This window comes from Candidatus Pelagibacter bacterium nBUS_30, assembly GCF_051201245.1.
In the GTDB taxonomy this organism is placed as follows: Bacteria; Pseudomonadota; Alphaproteobacteria; order Pelagibacterales; family Pelagibacteraceae; genus Pelagibacter.
In genome coordinates this window covers 194,703-217,796 of sequence record NZ_CP172842.1, presented here as the reverse complement: position 1 = coordinate 217,796, position 23,094 = coordinate 194,703, and the positions used below count along the sequence as shown (strand labels likewise).

The window sequence follows — 23,094 nt, the reverse complement described above, 5'->3', positions numbered from 1 at the left end:
ATAGTTAATTAAATAAATATTGCTATGAGTAGAACATTTAATAATAACCTGCCAGCTCTCTCCAATGAAGGAGGACTATCAGCATATTTAGAGCAGATCAAAAAATTTCCAATGCTCGCAGCAGAAGAAGAATACATGTTAGCTAAAAATTGGAAAACTACAGGAAATGTGAAATCTGCAGAAAAGTTAGTTACAAGTCATTTAAGATTAGTTGCTAAAATTGCAATGGGATATAAGGGATATGGTTTGCCTGTTAATGAAATGATTTCTGAAGGTAATGTTGGTCTTATGCAGGCTGTTAAAAAATTTGAACCTGAAAAAGGTTTTAGATTAGCTACTTATGCAATGTGGTGGATCAAAGCTTCTATTCAAGAATATATACTAAGATCATGGAGTTTAGTTAAAATTGGAACAACAACTGCACAAAAAAAATTATTTTTTAATCTTAAAAAAATAAAAAATCAAATTGCACCACAGACGGAGGGTGATTTAAGAGACGAACATGTAAACGAAATATCTAATAAGCTTGATGTAAGTAAAGAAGAAGTAATTTCAATGAATAGAAGACTATCTGGAAAAGAATTTTCATTGAATGCTCAAGTTGGTGAAGATGGAGACGAATGGCAAGACTGGTTAGTAGACAAAGAATTAGATCATGACTTAAAATTTGCACACCAAGAAGAAATGGAACAAAGGAAAGACCTTTTAAAAAATTCTATTAAAGTGCTTAATGATAGAGAAAAAGAAATTTTATATTCAAGAAGATTGAATGATAACCCAACAACATTGGAAGACTTAAGTAAGAAATATAAAATTAGCAGAGAAAGAGTTAGGCAAATAGAAAACAAAGCGTTTGAAAAATTGCAGAAGCACATGCTACTTTTAGCAAAATCAAAAAACCTGTTACCTGTTAACTAAATATCAAAAGGATTTTCGACCAAAATAGTATCGTCTCTCTCTGGGCTAGTCGATACACTTGATACTTTTGCACCAATAAAATCTTCTACAGCAAATATATACTTTTTTGCATTTTCAGGTAAATTTTCCATATTTTTAATTCCGTTAGTAGAAGTTTTCCATCCAGGAAAAGTTTTGTAAATTGGTTTTATCTTTAATTGATCTTCAACTGCCGCAGGTAAATAATCTATTTTTTTTCCATCAAGTTCATATTCAACACACATTTTTATTTCATCTAATTCATCCAAAACATCTAATTTTGTAAGTGCAACACCATCTATTCCAGAGATTTTTATTGTTTGTCTAACAAGAACTCCATCAAACCATCCACACCTTCTTTTTCTGCTAGTAACAGTTCCAAATTCTTTTCCTCGTGTACCCAATAATTCTCCAATATCATCTGTTAGTTCTGTAGGAAAAGGGCCTTCTCCAACTCTTGTTGTATATGCTTTTGTGATACCAAGTACATAATTAATTGAATTTGGACCACATCCTGTGCCAGTTGCAGCACTCGAAGCAACAGTATTTGATGATGTAACATAAGGATAGGTGCCATGATCAACATCTAGTAAAATTCCTTGTGCGCCTTCAAATAATATTTTCTTTTTTTGTTTTTTAAAATCATCAATTTTAAGCCAAACAGGTTGAGAAAATTGCAATATTTTAGGTGCAATTTTTAATAAATCTGATTTCAGTTGCTCTTTTTCAAAAATTTTTTTTCCTAAGCCTTTTCTAATTGCATTATGATGAACTAGTACAGACTCTAATCTCTGATCCAAATTTTTTTCAGATCTTAAATCCATTACTCTTATTGATCGTCTACCCACTTTATCTTCGTAGGCTGGACCAATTCCTCTTCTAGTTGTTCCAATTTTTTCTTTCCCAGCAGCATCTTCTCTAATTTCATCCATTTCTCTGTGGAAGGGTAATATCAAATTTGCAGCCTCAGAAATAATAAAATTATTAATATTTACATCAACACCTTTTAATTTTATTTCATCAATTTCTTCAAGTAATGCCCATGGGTCAACGACAACACCATTTCCAATAATTGAAATTTTATTTTTTCTAACAATTCCTGACGGTAACAATCTTAATTTATATGTTACTCCATCAATAACCAAGGTATGACCAGCATTATGACCTCCCTGAAATCTAATTACAACATCTGCTTGTTCTGAAAGCCAGTCTACAATTTTTCCTTTTCCTTCATCTCCCCATTGGGATCCAACTACAACTATATTTTTCATTATCTAAATTTTTTATCTATACTCATTGTGTTAAGGTGATTAATTGGGCCATGACCTTTACCATAATTTGGATTTGTTAGTATCGCTGAACTTACATACTTAATTCCAAGCTCACAAGATTTCTTTATAGGTTTTCCACATGATAAAAAGGTAGTTATTGCTGAAGATAAAGTACAACCAGTGCCATGAGTATTCTTTGTTTTATGCCTATAACTATTAAATACTTTTATTTCAGATTTATTAACAAATATGTCTTGAACAGTTTTAGACTCTAAATGACCACCTTTAATTAAAACATTTTTTGCACCAAGCTCTAATAATTTGTTAGCTGCAAAAATCATGTCCTCTTTGGTTTTTATTTTAGTCTTTGTTAAAATTTCAGCTTCAGGAATATTGGGAGTAATCAATATTGTTCTCTTAATTAATCTTGATTTAAGTAATCTTATTGCTTTATTGTCTATCAATTTAGCACCACCTTTTGCAACCATTACAGGATCAAGCACTATTTTTGTAATCTTGCTTCTATCTAATGACTTTACAACAACATCAATAACTTTTGTTGAGCACAACATTCCAATTTTAATCGCATCAGGTTTAATATCTTTTGAGGTAAATACAATTTGATTCAAAATTTCTTTTGGAGAAATCGGCACTATTGATTTAACACCTGTAGTGTTTTGGGATGTAACTGCAGTAATAGCTGTCATTGCATATGAACCAAGTGCAGTGACAGTTTTTATATCTGCTTGAATGCCAGCTCCTCCCGACGAGTCTGAACCAGCTATAATTAATATTTTTGAATTTGGTTGCAATTTATTTAATTTTTTTTGAAATTATATTAATACAGTTATTAAGAAGTTTTTTATTTTCACTTTCACCCATTACTCTTATTTTTGATTCGGTTCCTGATTTTCTTACTAGTATTCTTCCTTGGCCTTTCATTAATTTTTCTGCTGTTTTTATAGATTTTTTAACTTCAAAATTATTTATTATCGATTTATCTTTTACTTCAATATTTTTTAAAATTTGTGGCGTTTTTTTAAATTTATTAAAAAAATTACTAGCTTTCATTCCTTTTCTTATTGCATAAAGTACCTCTAAAGAAACAAGCAAACCATCACCGGTAGTTGCAAATTTTCCTAATATAATATGTCCAGATTGTTCGCCCCCTAAATTAAAATTTTTTTTTTGCATTTTTTCTTTAACATACCTGTCGCCAACATCTGCTCTGATAAATTTTATATGTTCTGATTTAAAAAATTTTTGCAAACCATAATTTGACATTAAAGTTCCCACAACACCTCCTTGTAACATATTTTTATTTTTCCATCTTAATGCTAAAGCCGCAATTATTTGATCACCATCAATTATATTTCCCGTCTCATCACACATAATAATTCTATCTGCATCACCATCTAAGGAAATGCCTATGTGTGCCTTATGTTTCTTTACAGCTAATTTTATTTTATTAGGATATGTTGATCCACAATTTTTATTAATGTTAAGACCGTTAGGACTTACACCTAACGCAATTACTTTTGCTCCAAGAGACCTAAATAATTCAGGTCCTGCTTTATAACCAGCGCCATTTGCACAATCAATTACAATTCTTAATCCTCTTAAATTAAATTCTTTAGAAAAATTTTTTTTTAAAATTTTTAAATAATCTTTTGTTCCACTTTCTAATCTTTTTACTCTTCCCAATTTTTCTGGGTTTGATTGATTTTTTGTAATTTTTTTATCAATTAAATTTTCAATTTTTTTTTCAATTTTATCAGATAATTTCATGCCATCTGGACCAAATAGTTTTAATCCATTATCATAATGTGGATTATGAGAAGCTGTAATCATAATACCCATATTTGCTTTCATTGCTTTTGTTAGCATAGCCAAACCATTTGTTGGTAAAGGTCCCAATGTATAGACATGCATTCCAGCTGATGTTAGTCCTGAAACTAATGCTGGTTCTAAAGTATATCCAGACAATCTAGTATCTTTTGCAATAATTGCGGTTTGTTTTTTTCTCTTTTGTGATTTGAAATATTTACCTGATGCTAGTCCAAATTTAAAAAACATGTCACCATTAATATTTTTGCTATTAATTGCACCTCTAATACCGTCGGTTCCAAAATATTTTTTTTTCATTAATTTTTTATTATTTCTTTAAAGACTTTTAATCCCTGCAACAATTCATTAACATCATGAATCCTTAATATTTGAACTCCTTGAGTCATTAAATAAATCGATGAAGCAACAGTACCACCAATTCGATTCTTAGTATCATTTTTTCCAGACAATTCTTTAATAAATCTTTTTCTTGAGTTCCCTACAAGTATAGGAAAACCTAGTGTATGAAAAATAGAAATATTACCAATTAAATTCATATTATGTTTCAAATTTTTTCCAAATCCTATGCCTGGGTCAATAATTATATTGTTATGTTTTATACCAATTGATCTTAAAAACTTTATCTTCTTTTCAAAAAAATCATAAATATCTAATAATTCATTTTTGTAGCTTGGATTAATTTGCATATTTTCTGGTGTCCCTTTCGAATGCTGAAGAATAAACGGAACTCTGTATTTTTTTAAAATATCTATAGTATTATTATCGTAATTTAATCCAGACACATCATTAATAATCTTAACTCCTAGTTTAATACCTTTTTCCATAATTTCTGATTTTCTTGTATCCAATGATACTGGAACTTTTTTGCAAATTGATTTTAATATTTTATGTATTCTTTTCCACTCAAGTTTTTTATCTAAAGTTTTGGATCCAGGTCTTGTAGACTCTCCTCCAACATCAATTATACTTGCTCCTGACTTATACATTTCCATAGCATGTTTAATTCCTATATTTTGAGTATTAAATTTACCACCATCAGAAAAACTATCTGGTGTAAGATTAAGTACTCCCATGAGATTTGGTAATTTATTAAAATTAAAATTTGCAAAATTTTTTTTTTTTGAACTTATAGATTTTAAATCTAATGTTATTTGTTTTTTTAATAATTTTGATAATTTATTTAGATTATTTATTGAAATTTTTCTTTTAAATTTTCTAGATATTATTTCAATATGACCAAAAGATATTTCTTTGTTACCATTTAAAGGAAGCGTTTTTTTTTTACGGACTAAAGATATAGACTCATTACCGTAATAGAAATTACACGCACGTGTGTAATATCTTTTCATATTTAAATTAATGTACTATTTTTGGTTTAAGTCCCATCGACCCTAAAGCTGAGTTTTTGTCTTCTTCTGTAGGATCTTTTTCTTCATTTCGTTCAATAGATTTATTGTGTAATATTAAATCTCTTATCTCATCACCTGTTAAAGTTTCATAAAGAAGTAATGTTTTTGCTAACTTATGTAAATCTTCAATTTTTTCATTTAATATTTTTTTTGCTCTATTATATCCTTCGTCTACTAATTTTTTAACTTCTGAGTCTACTTTTTTTTGAGTTTCTTCTGACATTTGTTGGTTTCTTGCAACAGACCTTCCTAGGAATACTTCATCCTGGTTATCCCCATAGCTTAAAGGTCCAAGTAATTCACTCATACCTGCTTCGGTAACCATATGTTTTGCTGTTGATGTTGCTGCTTTAATATCTGACATTGCCCCTGAGGTAACCTTTTCATGTCCAAAAATAATTTCCTCAGCAACTCTTCCACCCATTGCTTTCGCTATTTGTGATTTCATATATTCTCTATTTTGAGAATACTTATCTCTTTCTGGCAAAGTCATTACCATTCCTAATGCTCTTCCTCTTGGAAGTATTGTTGCTTTGTGTATAGGATCATCAGCTTTTTCATTTAGAGATACAATTGCATGTCCAGCCTCATGGTATGCTGTCAATTTTTTATCATCTTCAGTTTGAACCATTGATCTTTTTTCAGCTCCCATCATTACTTTATCTCTAGCCTCTTCAAACTCTAATATTGTTACTATTCTTTTGCTTTTTCTTGCTGCAAGCAAAGCTGCTTCATTGACTATATTTGCTAAATCTGCTCCTGAAAAACCAGGAGTTCCTCTAGCAACTGTTCTTAAATTTACATCTGGAGCCATTTTTATCTTTTTAGCATGTACTTTTAAGATTTTTTCTCTACCGATGATGTCTGGTAAACCAACAACAACTTGTCTATCAAATCTACCTGGTCTTAATAAAGCGGGGTCAAGTACATCTGGTCTATTTGTTGCAGCAATTATAATAACACCTTCATTTGTATCAAAACCATCCATCTCAACCAAGAGTTGGTTTAGAGTTTGCTCTCTCTCATCATTTCCCCCACCTAAACCAGCACCTCTACTTCTTCCAACAGCATCTATCTCGTCAATAAAAATTATACACGGCGAATTTTTTTTACCCTGTTCAAACATATCTCTAACTCTGGACGCACCCACTCCAACAAACATTTCAACAAAATCTGATCCTGAAATAGTAAAAAATGGAACCCCTGCTTCTCCCGCAATGGCCCGTGCCAATAACGTTTTTCCTGTACCAGGGTTTCCAACTAAAAGGGCTCCCCTTGGAATTTTTCCACCCAGTCTACTGAATTTTTTTGGGTCTTTTAAAAACTCCACAATTTCTTCCACTTCCTCTTTAGCTTCTTCAATACCAGCAACATCATTGAAAGTAACTTTGCCCTTTAGCTCATTCATCATTTTAGCTTTAGATTTTCCAAATCCCATTGCTCCACCTTTGCCACCTTGCATTTGTCTCATAAAAAAAATCCAGACAGCAATTAATAACAACATAGGAAACCAAGAAAGCAAAACTCCAAATAACGATGGCATCTTCTCCTCTAATGGAGAGGCTGAAATACTTACGCCTTTGTCTGATAATTTTTCAATTAAATTTGGATCACCAGGAGAGTAAGTTGAGAATGAGTTGCCGTTTGAAAAAACACCCTTAATATTATTACCTTGAATTTCAACTTTCAAAACCTCTCCATTGTCCACAGAGGTTAAAAATTCTGAAAATATAATTTGATTTCCACTTCTAATATTGGACTGAGGGTTTTTAAACATATTATAAAGACCAATAGTTAAAAAAACTATGACACCCCACATTGCAAGATTTTTTAAGTTCATGTGTATAAGATAAGAATTATTATAAATTTAACAAGTGACAAAATATCATTATATAAGATAATTTATTACTCTTTTGACACTATTATTGTTTCATTAACCTTTTTAATAACACATCCACCTAAAGTTACTTTAAATGAAGATTTATCATTTATTAGCTGAATAATCATGTCAATTTTTTTACCTCTTGTAGGATAATATTTATTTCCAACAATCTTAACTACTTCTGTAAATGATCTAAAAACTACCTCTGTAGAATTTTGAAAAAAAATATTTTTTATAACAACTGATTTTTTTTTTTGTAAAATAGTAGTATTTTCCTCTAAATTTTTTTTGGTATAAAATTTTATAGTTTCGTTAGCAAATTTTAAATTTTTTATTGTTAAAAGAAATTTATTTTTATCTAATCCTTCAGCCTCTAATTGTTTTAATAAATTTCTTATTTTAATTCTTTTAAATTTATCATTCTTATTTGAAGGGTCTTCAATAAATGAACTAAAAACATATTTACTAATATAAATTAAATCTTTTTTATCAAAGTTTAATAGAGGTCTAATAAAATTAATTTTTTCATTTTGTGTTCTTTGATCTAAGGAAACTAATCCTTTAAGACCACTTCCTCTCAAAATTCTTATAAAAAAATTTTCAAATAAATCATCTAAATGATGTCCTAAAAGAATATTTTTGATCTTAAATTTTTTAGATTCATTTACCAATAATTTATATCTTTTTTTCCTAGCGATAGATTGAATATTTTTTTTTGGCTTAATTCCATTCCATGTTAAAATATTCGAATTTATAAAAAACTTTTTTAACTGTTTTTGAACATATTTAGCTTCTGAAGTAGAATTTTTTCTAAGTTTATGATCAACAATAAAATATTTTATATTTAGAAAATTTTTGATTGAATAAATTTTTGCTAAAAAGGATAACGCAAGACTATCAGGGCCTCCTGAGACAGCTACAGTAAAATTTTCATTAATATTTAAATAATTTTCAAATTTTTTATAAATTTGAAGAGTTCGTTTATCTTTTAACTTATCTAATAAGAGTTTATGAGTCTTGCTTGATACATTCAAATTTTTTGGACTCATATTTTGCTTTTTGAATTACAGATTGGTTAGCATTAGGATATTGTTTCTCAACACCATTAATCATTTTACAACCTTGATCTTTTTCTCCTATCTGTACCATTGATACACCAAGTTTTAATAAATTTATAGGAGCCTTATTTCCTTTTGGATATTTTTGATAACCTTCTAAATAAGCTGATGCAGCATCAGTATAAAGTTGTCTAATTCTAAATGTTTCTGCATACCAATATTGAGCACTACCAGCTAACTCATGATCTGGATTTGACACAACAAACTCTCTGAAAGCTCTTTCAGCTGTACTATAATCTCCAACTTTTAAGAAACTTGTTGCAAACTCATATTGTTTTTTAGGTGAAAAATCTTGTGGTAATATTTTTTCTTCTGCACGAAAAGTTTCCGTCACAACTGATGCAGTCGTATCTACTGACTGGATTTGTTGAGAATTTTCAGAAGACTCTGTATCTTTATATGATATAGATCCTAAATCTTGGGGCTGTGAGCTTCCTGGCAATACTTCATTTATATCTTTTTTTGGTTTTGATGTAAGTTGTTCCATGCTACTACTAGAGCTCATGGCAGTCTCAATATCTTGAAATCTTATCTGATTATCAGCTTGGATTTTAGACAATCTACTAGATAATTTATCTAATTTAAAATTTATTTCTTCAAACTTATTTGTTAATTGTCTAAATTGATCTTCAACTTCAGATAACTTCAATAAATGTCTTGTAAGCACATCTTCAGAATTGACATCTAAATCAAGGCTTGAATTTTCACTAACTGATGTTTTAACATCAACTGAACCAGAATAAACTGCTCTTTCAAGAGTTTTGAGATCATTTTTAATAATTTCTAATGTTTCATAAATATTATGATTGTCTGCATAGGCAATGTTTGAGAAACTAAGACTTAATAGGAAGAATAACTTAGGTATTAAAAATTTATTTATAAATTTCATTAATAAATTAATTTATGATTATAAAAATGGCAAAAAAAAGACCCCAAAACTTTGAGCTTTAGGGTCTTTAAATTTAAATTATTAATTTGCTTTAACTGTTACAGATCTTCTGTTTTTTGACCAAGCTAAAGGATTTGAACCAGCATCAACAGGTCTTTCTTTACCATAACTTAGTACTGATATTCTGTCTGAAGAAATTCCATAAGTCATTAGATAATCTTTTGCAGAGTTAGCTCTTCTTTCGCCAAGTGCTAAATTGTACTCTCTAGTACCTCTTTCATCAGCATGCCCTTCAAGAACTACATTAATACTTGCGTTCTTTCTTAACCATGCTGCTTGAGCTCTTAAAGTTTCCCTTGAAGCTGTAGTTAAAATTGTTTCATTTGTTGCAAAGAAAACTCTGTCTGGAACTCCATCGGCTAAATATTCAACTGTGTCTGTTCCTGTGTAAACATCACTTTGCATTTGACCACTTACTGTCTCAACTTTTTTTGTTGCACATGCAGTTAGTACTAGGCAACCTGCCAATACTAAAAGTGTGTTTTTTAAAATTTTGCTTAATATCATTAAATTGCTCCTTGCTGCTAATTTCAAATTGTACTTTTTCACAACTAAATAGATGTTTCAAGTCAAAAAATCAAGATATTTCAGTGAATTGCCCTTTTAATTGCTTAATAAAGATGACCAAGATGGGTCTGACGCATCTGTCTCAGTTTTTACCAAACGTTCATTGTAGCCTGTTAAATCAATAGACCAAAGCTTTGCTGAAAAGCCCTCTCCTTTACTATTTGTCTTTGTTTCTCGATAAAAAATCAACACTCTACCATTAGGAGACCATGAAGGAGCTTCTTGATAATAGTTTTCAGTTAGCAATCTTTCTCCTTTACCATCTGTTCTCATAACGCCAATATAAAATTTACCTTTATGTAATTTTGTAAAAGCTATTAAATCTCCTCTAGGAGACCATACCGGTGTTCCATATATACCATTACCAAATGAAATTCTTTTAACATCGCTCCCATCACTTTTCATTATATAAATTTGTTGATACCCACTTCTATCAGAATTAAATGCTATAAATTTTCCGTTAGGAGAATAAGATGGAGAGGTGTCTATTGAAGGATGGTTTGTAATTCTATCAACTATTCTATTTTCTAAATCCATCGTATAGATGTCTGATTTACCATCTTTTGCAAAACTCATTATTATTTTTTTACCATTTGGAGAAAATCTTGGCGCAAAAGTCATTCCAGGAAAATCACCAACTACTTCTTGCGTTCCTGTTTCAATATCTAAAAGATATACTCTTGGTAAATTTTTAAAGTATGACAAGTATGTAACCATCTGACTTGTAGGGTTAAATCTAGGAGTTAATACAAGTTCATTACCCAGTGTTAAAAATTTATTATTAGCTCCATCTTGATCCATAATAGCTAATTTTTTTTTTCTTTGTGTTTTTGGGCCTTCTTCAGCTACATAAATTATTCTAGTATCAAAGTATCCTTTTTCTCCTGTCAGTCTTTCATAAACTTTATCTGATATTATATGTCCTACTCTTCTCCAATTATCTGGGACTGTGGTAAACGCTAGCGCCATCATTTCTTTAGCTGCTAAAACATCCCACAATCTAAACTCAACTCTTAATTTTTCATCAACATAACTTACTTTGCCTGTAATCAGCGCTTGAGCTTTTATCAAATTCCAATCTTCAAATCTTGGCTTTAGATTAGCAATTTCTGCTCCTTGTAAAAAAGCATCTTTACTAAGAGGATTAAAAAGCCCTGAAGCTCTCAAATTATTTTCAACTATTTCTGAAATTTCAGATCCAATATTTTCTTTTTTAAGAATTTTTTCAAAACTTTTTTTAGATTGCTCATCAATTGATAAGGGTGACACTGCTAATGGAAGTGGATTTAGATTCCCTCGGGTAATATCAACTTCAATTAAAGCAAAAGCATTAATTGGAAAAATTAATATTAAAAATAAAGTTATAAATTTTTTTTTCATATTACTATCTTAACCTTCTAGCATCTCTCTTGCATCAAAATTTAATTGTAACTCTTTCCATCTTTCATATCCTGTAGTTGGAACTCGAAGAGGTTGGCATAATTTCACTGCTCGCAAAGCACTTTCAGCTAATACTTTGTAAAAGCCTTGACCAGGCTTGTTCATTCTAGCGTGGTCTAAAATCTCTGTTTTTGTAACTGAGCCATCTGGCTCTAGCACTAATTTAATTCTAACTAATAAGTTCTCATTGAAAGGTAGCCCCAGTGGAATACTCCAACATCCAAAAATCTGAGCTTTTAGAGCATCTTCTTCACTTAAAGTAAGCCCAGTGTTTTCAATGTTTCTATCTTGATCTTGAGTAATATCACTGTTCTTTTTAACCACATCAGCACTATCAATTTTTGATTTATCAATTAAAGCTGCAATATTATTTGGATCAAATAAATCTTTTTTTTCAAATTCTGAAACTTGTTTCACCTCTTCATCTAGTTTATCAGGGTTTTGTTTTTTTTCCTCTTTAGTCTTGATTTTTTTTATAGTTTTTTCGGGTAATGGAACGGCTGCAGGAGTTTGATCTTCAATTTTCTCATTATTTTGATCAAGAGAAACTACTGTTTTTGTTTTTGTTTTTTTTACTTTTTTTGGTGGAGCTTGTTCTGACACTAATTTCTTTTCTTTTTCTTTTATTTTCTCAATTATTTTTTTTGCCTTAGGTGCAAAAGGTATATTAGTTTTTTCAGCAATCTGGATTAACTCAACAGATACAATTGGTGGTATATCTAAGGGTTTTTTTGATAAAAATGGAAGACTCATAGCTGTAATGAAAATTAAAGCCAAATGCAAAACAGAAGATATAATTATACTTCTATTCATTTTTTAATTACCTTTGCTTATAAGGTTCTGATATTAGAGCAACTTTAGTAAAACCTGAACCCGATAACAAACCCATTATCTCTAATACTCTTCCATAGTTGATAGTTTTATCACCTCTTACATAAATTCTAGTATCAGTTCTATTTTTTGAAACTGCCAAAACTTTCGCAATGATACTGTCATATTCTACTTTCGCTTCTTGAATAAAAATTTCACCTTTGGCATTTATTGATAGTGTTAATGGTTCTGTTTCTTCTGGAAGAGAGTCAGCTGAGCTTTCTGGTAGATCTACTTGAACTCCAACTGTAAGTAATGGTGCTGTAACCATAAATATAATTAGTAACACTAACATGACATCAACAAATGGTGTTACATTTATTTCGCTCATTGGTTCCTTTGATGAGCGGTTTAATTTAAAAGCCATTTAAATTATAGTTAAAAATCTTTTTGAAAAATTTTCTAATTTTTGAGAATATTTTTTTGAGTCTGTATTAAATTTATTATACGCAACAACTGCAGGTATCGCTGCCAATAAACCTAAAGCTGTAGCAAATAATGCTTCTGCTATTCCAGGTGCAACAATAGCCAAACTAGTATTTCTTGATATAGCAATCGATTGGAAAGAATTCATAATACCCCACACTGTTCCAAAAAGACCAATAAAAGGAGCTGTGGATCCTACAGTTGCTAAAAATGTAAAACCTTTATCAATTTTAAACATTTGTTTTTCAATACCAACTTCTAAGAAAGTGCTCATTCTTTCACTTAAATTATTTTTAGATTTTTTTTTTAACAGACTTTCCATTGCATCCTGAAATACTACAGCCATTGGGTCGTTAACTTTAGCTGGCAAACCATTGTAAAAAGTCTCTGCAGATTTTGAATTCCAAAACTTTTCTTCAAATTCTTCTGATGATTTATTGATTTTTTTAAATAATCTATATTTATCAATTATTACAGCCCAAGAGTAAACTGAACAAACTATAAGAATTATAATCACAGATTTAACAATTATGTCTGCTCTAAAAAATAAGCTCATTAGAGAAAAATCTGTATTTGTTCCCAATCCAACTGCCTGTGATGCAATATCAGCTTCCATAATTACTATTCACACTTAAATGTGTCATGAATTTGTCTTATATTTTTTTGATTATTCCTTTAATTGATAAGTTTCATAATAAAAACTAGCAATTAAAATTGCATCTGCTTTGTTTGAATCTTTTTTTCTTGATAATTGTCCTGAAAAATAAGGAAAAATCTCAATTGCTCTTGTTCTACTTGCATCTTTTTCTGAATTTATAAGATTAAAGTATTTTTTCCATTTAGCAGGTCTTACAAAATACATTGGTAATTGCATTGCTGAACATATTCCTTTTAAAATTCCAAATGATTGACCAAAATTAAACATACTGGTTACACCTTGACCTGGCATAGCTGACACTTGTTCGATAATTACTTTAATGTCACCTTTATCTAATTTTTTAATTCTTTCGGAAATTTCGTTAAAAATTTGAGAACCATTAACTTGTTTTTTATTTTTTTTTCCTTCATTCATTGTTGGCATTTCAACTACATCAATTATTTTTCCATCTTGAAAAAAACAAATTGATCCTGAAATACCTGGGTCAATACCAATAACCAACATTAGTTATTACCAAAGTTAACATTTGAAAAAACATTTTGCACATCATCATCATCCTCTAGATTTTCTAAAAAGTCGATAACTGTTTCTTCCCTGTCTTTTTCGACATTAACACTATTTAAAGGAATCCATTCAATGTCTGTTGAAATAAAATTTGAAATTATTTTTTCTAATTTTTTCTTTACATTATAGATCTCACTCATAGGGCATTGTATTTCATGAAATTCATCATGAGAAATACATTCATCTGCTCCAGACTCAATAGCTAGTTCAAATATATTTTCTTCAGAGATTTCTTTTTTATCAATCTTAATTATACCTAGTTGATTAAAATTATGTGATGCAGACCCTTGTGTACCTAAACTTCCACCACTTTTTTGAAATACAGTTCTCACATTTGATGCTGTTCTGTTTTTGTTATCAGTTAAAGTTTCAACAATAACAGCAATTTTGTCTGGGCCAAACCCTTCATATCTTAAATTTTCAAAATTAGACTCTGCATTAGCTGAAGATTTATCAATTGCTCTTTCAATATTGTCTTTAGGCATATTTGCTGATCTAGCAGCTTGAATTGCAGATCTTAGTCTTGGATTCATTGCTGGATCTTTGTCACCAAGTTTTGCTGCAACACTTATTTCTTTTGATAACTTAGAAAATATTTTAGATCTCTGCTTATCAGCTTTACCTTTTGAATGCTTTATACTTGCCCATTTCGAATGACCTGACATAATTTTTTCTAAGTATTTTTTAACTGACCTCCACAAATATAACTTTCAATATTATTTGCTAGTCCAGTTTCTATATTACAATCAACAATTACGCCACACAAAGAAGCCTCACCTACAGCTGGAAAATGCTTTGTTGAATTTTTCTTTAAAAATTTATTCAATGAATTATCTGTATTCATACCTATAACAGAGTTGTAATCCCCACACATTCCAGCATCTGTTTGATAACCTGTGCCACCATTTAATATTCTTGCATCATTAGTTGGAATATGAGTGTGAGTTCCAACAACTAAAGAAGCCTTACCATCAAAAAAATGGCCAATTGCATTTTTTTCACTAGTTATTTCGCCATGAAAATCGACTACCAATAAATCATAATCTTGTTTAAATTTATACTGTTTCATAAATTTTTCTGAGGTTTCAAAAACGTCTTCGCATTTTTTCATAAAAACATTTCCCATTAAGTTAAGTACCCCAATTTTTATATTTGTTTTTGTAGTATAAATATTAAAACCTTTTCCAGGAGCTGGCTCAAAAAGGTTTTTTGGACGTAATAATCTTTCTTCTTTTTCTATAAACTCCATTATCTCTTTTTGATCCCAAACATGATTACCCGTAGTGATTACATCTACGCCACAATTAAAAAAATCTTGGCATATCTCTTTAGTTAAGCCCACACCTTGTGATGCAGCATTTTCACCATTAACAATTACAAAGTCTATCTTTTTTATTTTAATTTCATTTAAAAGATTGTTCATTAATTTTGAACACCCCGAAACACCAACAACATCACCTAAAAATAATATTCTCATTTTAAAATTTCCTTTTCTGTAATTATAAAGTCTAATTTTTTATCATGATGATTTACTGGAACATTTTTTAGTTTTTGGTAAGAAAAAGCTAGACCAATTTTAATGACTTTTTTTATTTTTTCAATTTTTTCAATATATCGATCATAAAACCCACCACCATAACCCAATCTATTTAAATGATTGTCATAACCAACCAATGGAACTAATAAAATATCTGGATAGAGTTTTTTTGATGAAATAGGTTCGGGTATACCATATTTGTTAATTTTTAATGGATCGTTGTAAGACCATTTAAAAAAATCCATCTGGTTATTTTCTTTTATAATTGGCAGTGATATTTTAAAATTTTTTTTTTCTAATAATTTTAAAATTTCCAAATCATCAATCTCAAAATTAGAAGGATAGTATCCACCTAGATTTTTAAAATTATATTTATTTGTTTTTAAAAAAGAAAAAAATTTTTTTAAACTAATCTTAACGTTTGTCTTAGCATCATTTTTTCTTAATTTTATAATTTTACTTCTTATCTTAGATTTATTCACAAAAATTTATTGAGATATGTTTTCTAACTTTGCCTTTTCAACAAAATTAGATATTTCATCTGCAGCTTCGTCTATCAATTGTTCATATTTTTTATGGTTAGCTTCAATTTCATTTTTGAAATTTAGATGATTTGTGTTTAATTCTTTAATCTCTTCCTCTTTTTTATCTCGGTAATCGTAAATAAGCGATTTCAATTCTTTAAATTTATTTGAAAGGTCTTTTAATTCATCTTTTTTTAAATCAACTTTTTTTTTAGTTTCATAGTATTCATCCATGATTTTCACTGCTGTAATTAAAAGCAATTTATTTTCACCTAAATTACCAAGCTCATTTTTTAAATCATTAAACTTTTGATTAATATGAATTAGCAGTTCTTCAAGGTGCTCCTCTTGCCCATCTTCACATGACAACAAAAACTCCTTGTTATTAAATTTAATACTTACATTTGCCATTTATCAATCTCATCCAATAAAGTATCTGTTTCCTGATTTAATTCATCAATTTTTTCGGAAAACTCTGCATGTTTTTTTTGCTCTAACTTTTCTTTATTTTGAATATCATCAAGTTTTTTACTTAAACTTTCGTGCTCGTCTAATAACAATTTGTATTTATCTTCTAATTGAGTTTTTTCAATTTCTAATTGAGTTTTTTGAGAACTTAAGTTTTCAATATTATTTTGCAGATCAGGATTACTTAAATCTAGATTTTTTAATTTATCTAAAGCGTTATTTAATTTTTTTTCTTTTTCGTTTATAGAATTCATATATATATGTTTATATTATTAAATAGAATCTTCTTAGTCTAGTCAGGATAATTTTGAATAAACTACACAATGATTTAGCAAATTGCATCAGATTTTTATCAATTGATGCTGTACAAAAGGCAAATTCAGGTCATCCAGGTATGCCGATGGGCATGGCTGATGTTGCAACGGTTTTGTTTAAAGATTTTTTAAGATTTAATCCTAAAAATCCAAATTGGCTCAATAGAGATAGATTTGTTTTATCTGCCGGTCATGGCTCCATGTTGCTCTATTCTTTGTTGTATTTGACTGGATATAAAAGTATTTCAATCAATAGTATAAAAAAATTTAGACAGCTAGACTCAATTTGTGCAGGTCATCCAGAATATCATCCTAAAACTGGCATTGAGACTACGACAGGTCCACTTGGTCAGGGAATTGCAAACGCTGTTGGCTTTGCGATTGCTGAAGAAATTTTAAAAAAGAAAATTGGTAAAGAAATCATAAATCACAAAACTTATGTTCTTGCTGGAGATGGTTGTTTAATGGAAGGAATAAGTCACGAGGCAATGAGCTTGGCTGGGCATTTAAAACTCAAAAATTTAGTAATGCTTTTTGATAATAATTCAATATCGATTGATGGACCAACTAGTTTGGCGGTTTCAGATAACTTTAAGAAAAGATTTGAAAGTTATGGCTGGGAATATATTCTTATCGATGGGCATAATGAAAAAGAAATTTTTAAGGCTCTAAAAAAAGTACAAAATGCAAAAAAACCAACTGTTATTTCGTGCAAAACTAAAATTGGTTATGGCTCGCCAAATAAATCGGGCAAATCATCATCTCATGGAAGTCCTCTAGGTTTAGATGAAATTAAGCTTGTAAGAAATGCTCTTAATTGGAATTACAAACCTTTTGAAATTCCAAATAAAATTTTAAATGAGTGGAAAAAAATTGGTAAAAATGGCCAAAAACTAGAAAATAATTGGAACAAAATTTATAAAAAGAAAAAAGCAATAGTAAATAATTTACAAAAAAATAATTTCACAAAAATTCTAAAAACTGAAAAACAAAATACAATTAAAGAGATGAAAAGTTTAGCAACAAGAAAATCCTCAGAACTTACTTTAAATGCATTAACTAGTGTTGGTAATAACTTAATTGGTGGTTCTGCTGATTTGGCAGGATCAAACAATACTAAAACAAAATATCATAAAATAATAAAGCCAGGTGACTTTAATGGTAATTACATTCACTATGGTGTGAGAGAACATGCAATGAGTGGGGTAATGAATGGGCTTGCACTTCATAGTAATTTTATTCCTTATGGTGGAACTTTTTTAATATTTTCTGACTATTGCAAACCATCAATAAGATTATCAGCACTAATGGAACAAAGAGTTATTTATGTTATGACACACGACTCTATTGGTCTTGGTGAGGATGGTCCAACCCATCAACCAATAGAGCAATTGTCAGGCTTACGTTCAATACCAAATCTTAATGTTTTTAGGCCTGCAGATAAAATGGAAACTATTGAATGTTGGGAACATGCATTAAAAAATTCAAAAACACCAAGTGTTTTGTCTTTGACCAGGCAAAACCTTGATCCAATAAGAAAAAAACTTTCAAGTATCAATAAGTGTTCTTTTGGAGGATATGAAGTTTTACGAACAAACAAAAAAATCCATTTAACAATACTTGCAAGTGGTTCTGAGGTTAATTTGGCAATCGAGACCAGCCATAAATTGGCCAAAGATAAGATATATTCAAAAGTGATATCGATGCCTTGCCAAGATCTTTTTGACTTACAATCTAATTCATACAAACAAAAAATTATCAATGAAACGAAAATAAAAATTTCTATAGAAGCAGCATCAACAGATTGTTGGAAAAAATATGTTGGCAATAATGGTTTAACTTTTGGAATTGATACATTTGGTAAAAGTGCACCATACAAAGAAATTTATAAACATTTTGGTTTAACAGCAACAAACATTGCAAACAAATCAAAAAAACTAGTTAAAAAGAAAATATGACTATAAATGTTGGAATCAACGGAATGGGAAGAATTGGGCGAATGGTTATTAGAGCGATCATTGAAAGTCAAAATAAAGACATAAAAATAAAACATATTAATAACAGGTCTAACTCTGAAGCAAGTTGTGTTTTAATTAAATACGATTCTGTTCATGGAAAATTTAATGCAGACCTTGATTATGATGAAAACCACCTAATTATAAATAAAAATAAGATTACTTTTTCCCAAGAGTCAAAAATTGAGGATATTAATTGGAAAAAGTTTGGTGTTGATTATGTTTTTGAATGCACTGGAAAATTTAATTCAAAAGAAAAGCTATTAACACACATTAATAATGGTGCAAAAAAAGTTATAGTTTCTGCTCCATGTAAAAATGCAGATAAAACTATTGTTTTTGGTGTTAATGAAGCAGAACTTACAAAAAATGATCAAATAATTTCTGCTGCTTCATGCACTACAAATTGTTTGGCACCTGTTGCGAACGTACTTCATGAAAATTTTGAAATTGAAAAAGGTTTTATGACAACGATTCATGCTTTTACAAGTGATCAAAGAATTTTAGATAATTCTCATAAAGATCCAAGAAGAGCAAGATCAGCAAGCCAATCAATTGTTCCAACATCTACAGGGGCTTCAAAAGCTATAGGAGAAATAATTCCTTCATTGAAAGGGAAGTTGGAGGGTGTAGCTATGAGAGTTCCAACTCCTAATGTATCTCTTATTGAATTAGTTTTTTGTACTAAAAAAGAGATCAGCAAAGAAAAAATTAATGATGCTTTTAAAGAAGTAACAAAAAATCAATCTAGAAAAGTGCTAGAAATAATTTCAGAAAAACTAGTTTCTATTGATTTTAATCATAATTCATCATCAGCAATAGTGGACTCATCTCTTACTAGTGTTGTTGGTAAAAATATGGGAAAAATTTCAGCCTGGTATGACAATGAATGGGGATTTTCTAATAGAATGTGTGACATAGCAGAATATGTCCACAAAATCACTTAATGAAAAGTATAAAAGAGGAAATAAATCTTGATAATAAAAAAATATTATTAAGATTAGATTTAAATGTTCCTTTAGATGGTTACAAAATCACTGATACAACAAGAATTGATAAAATTCTACCTACTTTAAAATTCTTAATCTCTCAAAATTCAAAAATAATAATTATTTCTCATGTAGGAAGACCAAAGGGAAAAGTTGTTGACGAACTTTCACTTAAACCAATATGTAAAGATTTAGAGATAAAATTAAGCCAAAGTATAAAACTAGTTTCAAAAAATGTTAACGAGATAACCTCTAAAGATTTATTTCATAGTGACAATGAAAAAATAGTTATGTTAGAAAATATAAGATTTTGCCCTGAGGAAGAAAAAAATAATCAACAATTTGCAAAACATCTTGCAACTTTAGCTGACATTTATGTTAATGATGCCTTTTCATGCTCTCATAGAGCGCATGCATCAATTCACGGGATAACTAATTTTTTACCTTCTTATTCTGGATTACAACTTAGTTTAGAAGTTGATGCTTTGAAAAAAATTACTTCTGAAATAAAAAAACCTATAACCTGCATAATTGGAGGCTCAAAAATCACAACTAAAATTAATATAATTAAAAATTTAATACCTAAATTTGATAATATTATAATTGTAGGTGGAATGGCTAATAATATAATTAAATATATGGGCAACAATATTGGAAAATCCTTACAAGAAGAAAACTCCGATTCAATTATTGAAGAAATTTTTTCGCTTTCACAAACAGAAAAATGCAAAATAATTTATCCCAAGGACATTGTTGTAGGAAAGAATTTAAATGGAGTTCCTCAAATAAAAGAATTAAATGAAATTTTATCAGATGAAATGATTTTAGATATTGGTCCAAAAACTATTAATATTATTAATAATATTATTGATGAAAGTAGTACTATTTTATGGAATGGGCCTGCGGGATATTTTGAAAATCCAAACTTTGCTAATGGTAGTATTAAAATTGCTAAAAAGATAATTGAAAATAATAAATCTAATAAAATTTATTCGGTTGCAGGGGGTGGGGATACAGTTTCATTATTAAATAGTTTAAATGCAATAAAAGATTTTAATTTTATTTCAACTGCTGGTGGAGCCTTCTTAGAATATCTTGAAGGTCAAGAACTTCCTGGTATAAAAGCCTTAAACTAAAATGTCAGAACTTAATAAAATTGCTCTAAAAATTCTTTCAAACGGTAAAGGCATACTTGCTGCAGATGAAAGTAATGGAACTATGACTAAAAGATTGGAGTCAGTAAATGTTCAATCATCACCAGAAAATAGACTTCTTTTTAGAGAAACACTTTTTGCAGCAGACACCATGAAAGACTGTATTGGTGGTGTTATTTTGTATGATGAAACGATCAATCAAATTTCAAATTATGGAAAAACAATCCCAGCTATGATCTCGGAAACAGGGGCAGTTCCAGGAATTAAAGTAGACACTGGTGCAAAAGATTTAGCAAATTCATTAGAAGAAAAAGTTACCGAGGGTTTAGATGGATTAAGAGAAAGATTAAAAAAGTATTATGAAATTGGTGCTAGATTTACAAAATGGAGAGGTGTTTATAATATTGGAGAAAAATATCCTAGTAAACTTGCAATCAACTCAAATGCGCACGCACTCGCAAGATATTCTGCTCTAGTCCAAGAATGTGGCATGGTTCCAATAGTTGAGCCAGAAGTTTTAATGGATGGTGAACACTCAGCAGAACACTGTTTAATTAAAACATCTGAAGTAATTCAAAAATGTTTTGAAGAACTTATAGTGCACAAAATTGATCTCACAGGAATAATTTTAAAACCAAATATGATCCTGGCAGGAAATAAATCAAAAAATAAAATTTCTAATGAAGAGGTTTCATCCAAAACGCTTGAGTGTCTTAAAAAATCTGTTCCAAGTGAAGTACCCGGAATTGCTTTTTTATCAGGAGGCCAATCAGAAATTCAGGCAACAGAAAATTTACACTTAATAAATAAAAATAATGATACTAATTTTTTAATGACTTACTCTTATGGAAGAGCGCTTCAACAAAGTGCTTTGAAATTCTGGTCAAAAAATACTAAAGATATCAAAGGAACACAAAATATTTTTAATCATAGAGCAAAAATGAACACTTTAGCTGCTCAAGGAAAATGGTCTAGCGAACTTGAGAATAAGTAAAAAAAAATTTGTTTATCTTATTTCTCCCAACAACATATACCCTCAATTCTATCAAGATTTAAAAGAAATATTAAATACTGGTAAGGTAAGTCTATTTCAACTGAGGCTTAAAAAATATTCATTTGAAGAAAAAATTATGATTGGGGAAAAAATTAAAAAAATTTGTAAAAAAAATAATGTTAAATTTTTAGTAAATGATGATCCTAATCTTTCAAAAAAATTAGATGCTGATGGCTGTCATTTAGGACAAAAAGATATGAGTTTAATTAAAGCAAGAAAAATAGTTGGAAATAAGATTATAGGAGTCACTTGCCATAACTCTATCAAATTAGCAAAAGATGCTATTAAACATAAAGCAAGCTATATTGCATTTGGAGCTTTTTTTTCTACTAAAACAAAAATAGTTAGATTCAAAGCAAAAATTAAAATTTTAAATAAAGCAAAAAAGTTAACCAAAACCCCGATAGTTGCTATTGGAGGAATTAATATTAATAATTATAAGAAACTGTTATTGAACAATGCTAATTTATTGGCTATTTCAGGTTACGTTTGGAATAATAAAAAATATAAACCCTTAGAAACTATAGAAAAACTTAAATGAAAATTAATGCAGGAGAAATAAGAGTGGGAATGCTTTTAGAATACAAAAATGATTTATGGCAAGTCCTAAAAACTCAACATGTAAAACCAGGTAAAGGTGGGGCTTTTGCACAAGTTGAAATGAAAAGTGTTGGGAAAAACACAAAACTAAATGAGAGATTTAGGTCTAGTGAGACTGTTGAAAAAGCATCGCTTGAAGAAACTAATTTTAATTATTTATATGAGGATGAAAACAATTATGTTTTTATGGACCCTAAAACATTTGAACAGATTGAAATTAAAAAAGAAATTATTAATGAAAAAGGAAAATTACTTACAGAAAATCTTGAAGTATCTATAAGTTTTTATAACGATGACCCAATTTCAGTTGAACTTCCAAATCAAGTGACATGTAAAATTGAAACAACAGATGTAGCGCTTAAAGGTCAAACAGTTTCGTCATCGTATAAACCTGCAACTCTTGATAATGGTTTGAATATTCAGGTTCCACCTTTCATAGAGTCGGGCGATGATGTAATTATTGACACAAGAACCTTCGAATATATAAAAAAAATATAACCA

Annotated in this window: 25 protein-coding genes; 7 read left to right on the top strand and 18 right to left on the bottom strand. The window is 29.5% G+C overall.

From position 1 onward, the window contains the following. Positions 1 to 24 precede the first annotated feature (24 nt). Positions 25 to 918: an RNA polymerase sigma factor RpoH gene (gene rpoH, locus ACIJYE_RS01150; RefSeq protein WP_435090608.1), complete on the top strand. Its 894-nt coding sequence runs from the start codon at positions 25 to 27 to the stop codon at positions 916 to 918. On the opposite strand, the gene ACIJYE_RS01145 is transcribed toward rpoH, so the two are convergent. From ACIJYE_RS01145 to ACIJYE_RS01060, 18 genes are all read right to left on the bottom strand, one after another. Then, the gene (locus ACIJYE_RS01145; RefSeq protein ID WP_435090607.1) at positions 915 to 2,207 is read right to left on the bottom strand and encodes an adenylosuccinate synthase; all 1,293 of its coding nucleotides are present in this window, start codon (positions 2,205 to 2,207) and stop codon (positions 915 to 917) included. The two genes, rpoH and ACIJYE_RS01145, sit on opposite strands and share 4 nt — an antisense overlap. After that, the gene (thiD, locus tag ACIJYE_RS01140; RefSeq protein ID WP_435090605.1) at positions 2,207 to 3,019 is read right to left on the bottom strand and encodes a bifunctional hydroxymethylpyrimidine kinase/phosphomethylpyrimidine kinase; all 813 of its coding nucleotides are present in this window, start codon (positions 3,017 to 3,019) and stop codon (positions 2,207 to 2,209) included. Before thiD ends, ACIJYE_RS01145 begins: the two co-directional genes overlap by 1 nt. A gap of 1 nt (position 3,020) precedes the next feature. Continuing rightward, positions 3,021 to 4,352 (bottom strand): phosphoglucosamine mutase, encoded by a 1,332-nt coding sequence (glmM, locus tag ACIJYE_RS01135; RefSeq protein ID WP_435090604.1) that lies wholly within the window; start codon positions 4,350 to 4,352, stop codon positions 3,021 to 3,023. Further along, complete coding sequence (gene folP, locus ACIJYE_RS01130; RefSeq protein ID WP_435090603.1) at positions 4,352 to 5,404, bottom strand: dihydropteroate synthase; 1,053 nt, start codon at positions 5,402 to 5,404, stop codon at positions 4,352 to 4,354. The genes glmM and folP overlap by 1 nt, the downstream gene beginning before the upstream one ends. 7 nt (positions 5,405 to 5,411) lie before the next feature. Continuing rightward, a complete protein-coding gene (gene ftsH / locus ACIJYE_RS01125; protein WP_435090602.1) occupies positions 5,412 to 7,304 on the bottom strand; it encodes an ATP-dependent zinc metalloprotease FtsH in 1,893 nt (630 codons plus the stop codon). 65 nt (positions 7,305 to 7,369) lie between these two features. After that, positions 7,370 to 8,395: a tRNA lysidine(34) synthetase TilS gene (gene tilS / locus ACIJYE_RS01120; RefSeq protein ID WP_435090601.1), complete on the bottom strand. Its 1,026-nt coding sequence runs from the start codon at positions 8,393 to 8,395 to the stop codon at positions 7,370 to 7,372. Beyond that, the gene (gene ybgF / locus ACIJYE_RS01115; protein WP_435090600.1) at positions 8,355 to 9,353 is read right to left on the bottom strand and encodes a tol-pal system protein YbgF; all 999 of its coding nucleotides are present in this window, start codon (positions 9,351 to 9,353) and stop codon (positions 8,355 to 8,357) included. The genes tilS and ybgF overlap by 41 nt, the downstream gene beginning before the upstream one ends. Before the next feature lie 81 nt (positions 9,354 to 9,434). Then, a complete protein-coding gene (pal, locus tag ACIJYE_RS01110) occupies positions 9,435 to 9,920 on the bottom strand; it encodes a peptidoglycan-associated lipoprotein Pal (protein WP_435090599.1) in 486 nt (161 codons plus the stop codon). A gap of 96 nt (positions 9,921 to 10,016) precedes the next feature. Further along, complete coding sequence (gene tolB, locus ACIJYE_RS01105) at positions 10,017 to 11,360, bottom strand: Tol-Pal system beta propeller repeat protein TolB (RefSeq protein WP_435090598.1); 1,344 nt, start codon at positions 11,358 to 11,360, stop codon at positions 10,017 to 10,019. Between the two features lie 9 nt (positions 11,361 to 11,369). Next, complete coding sequence (locus tag ACIJYE_RS01100) at positions 11,370 to 12,233, bottom strand: energy transducer TonB (protein WP_435090597.1); 864 nt, start codon at positions 12,231 to 12,233, stop codon at positions 11,370 to 11,372. Positions 12,234 to 12,240: 7 nt separating this feature from the next. Then, entirely contained in the window at positions 12,241 to 12,657 is a 417-nt protein-coding gene (gene tolR, locus ACIJYE_RS01095) for a protein TolR (RefSeq protein WP_435090596.1), read from the bottom strand. Beyond that, a complete protein-coding gene (gene tolQ / locus ACIJYE_RS01090) occupies positions 12,658 to 13,332 on the bottom strand; it encodes a protein TolQ (RefSeq protein WP_435090595.1) in 675 nt (224 codons plus the stop codon). Positions 13,333 to 13,383: 51 nt separating this feature from the next. Next, positions 13,384 to 13,878, bottom strand: coding sequence for a crossover junction endodeoxyribonuclease (locus tag ACIJYE_RS01085; RefSeq protein WP_435090594.1), 495 nt, complete (start codon positions 13,876 to 13,878; stop codon positions 13,384 to 13,386). After that, positions 13,878 to 14,603, bottom strand: a complete 726-nt coding sequence (locus tag ACIJYE_RS01080) for a YebC/PmpR family DNA-binding transcriptional regulator (RefSeq protein ID WP_435090592.1) — start codon at positions 14,601 to 14,603, stop codon at positions 13,878 to 13,880. The genes ACIJYE_RS01085 and ACIJYE_RS01080 overlap by 1 nt, the downstream gene beginning before the upstream one ends. An 8-nt stretch (positions 14,604 to 14,611) precedes the next feature. Then, positions 14,612 to 15,415 (bottom strand): TIGR00282 family metallophosphoesterase, encoded by an 804-nt coding sequence (locus ACIJYE_RS01075; protein ID WP_435090590.1) that lies wholly within the window; start codon positions 15,413 to 15,415, stop codon positions 14,612 to 14,614. Next, a complete protein-coding gene (locus ACIJYE_RS01070; RefSeq protein ID WP_435090588.1) occupies positions 15,412 to 15,957 on the bottom strand; it encodes a 5-formyltetrahydrofolate cyclo-ligase in 546 nt (181 codons plus the stop codon). Before ACIJYE_RS01070 ends, ACIJYE_RS01075 begins: the two co-directional genes overlap by 4 nt. Before the next feature lie 6 nt (positions 15,958 to 15,963). After that, positions 15,964 to 16,410 carry a cell division protein ZapA gene (locus ACIJYE_RS01065; RefSeq protein WP_435090586.1) on the bottom strand — a complete coding sequence of 149 codons (447 nt, stop codon included), beginning with the start codon at positions 16,408 to 16,410 and terminating at the stop codon, positions 15,964 to 15,966. Beyond that, positions 16,398 to 16,721, bottom strand: a complete 324-nt coding sequence (locus ACIJYE_RS01060) for a 5-formyltetrahydrofolate cyclo-ligase (RefSeq protein WP_435090584.1) — start codon at positions 16,719 to 16,721, stop codon at positions 16,398 to 16,400. The genes ACIJYE_RS01065 and ACIJYE_RS01060 overlap by 13 nt, the downstream gene beginning before the upstream one ends. Positions 16,722 to 16,774: 53 nt before the next feature. Here ACIJYE_RS01060 and tkt point away from each other — a divergent pair, with 53 nt between their 5' ends. Genes tkt through efp form a run of 6 tightly spaced genes read left to right on the top strand, consistent with a single transcriptional unit; the run spans position 16,775 to position 23,091 of the window. Next, the gene (gene tkt / locus ACIJYE_RS01055) at positions 16,775 to 18,739 is read left to right on the top strand and encodes a transketolase (RefSeq protein WP_435090582.1); all 1,965 of its coding nucleotides are present in this window, start codon (positions 16,775 to 16,777) and stop codon (positions 18,737 to 18,739) included. Beyond that, positions 18,736 to 19,743 carry a type I glyceraldehyde-3-phosphate dehydrogenase gene (gap, locus tag ACIJYE_RS01050; RefSeq protein WP_435090580.1) on the top strand — a complete coding sequence of 336 codons (1,008 nt, stop codon included), beginning with the start codon at positions 18,736 to 18,738 and terminating at the stop codon, positions 19,741 to 19,743. The genes tkt and gap overlap by 4 nt, the downstream gene beginning before the upstream one ends. Continuing rightward, positions 19,743 to 20,921, top strand: coding sequence for a phosphoglycerate kinase (locus ACIJYE_RS01045; RefSeq protein WP_435090578.1), 1,179 nt, complete (start codon positions 19,743 to 19,745; stop codon positions 20,919 to 20,921). Before gap ends, ACIJYE_RS01045 begins: the two co-directional genes overlap by 1 nt. Before the next feature lies 1 nt (position 20,922). Further along, positions 20,923 to 21,933, top strand: a complete 1,011-nt coding sequence (locus tag ACIJYE_RS01040; protein WP_435090577.1) for a class I fructose-bisphosphate aldolase — start codon at positions 20,923 to 20,925, stop codon at positions 21,931 to 21,933. Then, positions 21,920 to 22,534 (top strand): thiamine phosphate synthase, encoded by a 615-nt coding sequence (gene thiE, locus ACIJYE_RS01035; RefSeq protein WP_435090575.1) that lies wholly within the window; start codon positions 21,920 to 21,922, stop codon positions 22,532 to 22,534. Before ACIJYE_RS01040 ends, thiE begins: the two co-directional genes overlap by 14 nt. Then, on the top strand, positions 22,531 to 23,091 hold the full coding sequence (gene efp / locus ACIJYE_RS01030; protein ID WP_435090573.1) for an elongation factor P: 561 nt from the start codon (positions 22,531 to 22,533) through the stop codon (positions 23,089 to 23,091). Before thiE ends, efp begins: the two co-directional genes overlap by 4 nt. Positions 23,092 to 23,094: the final 3 nt, after the last annotated feature.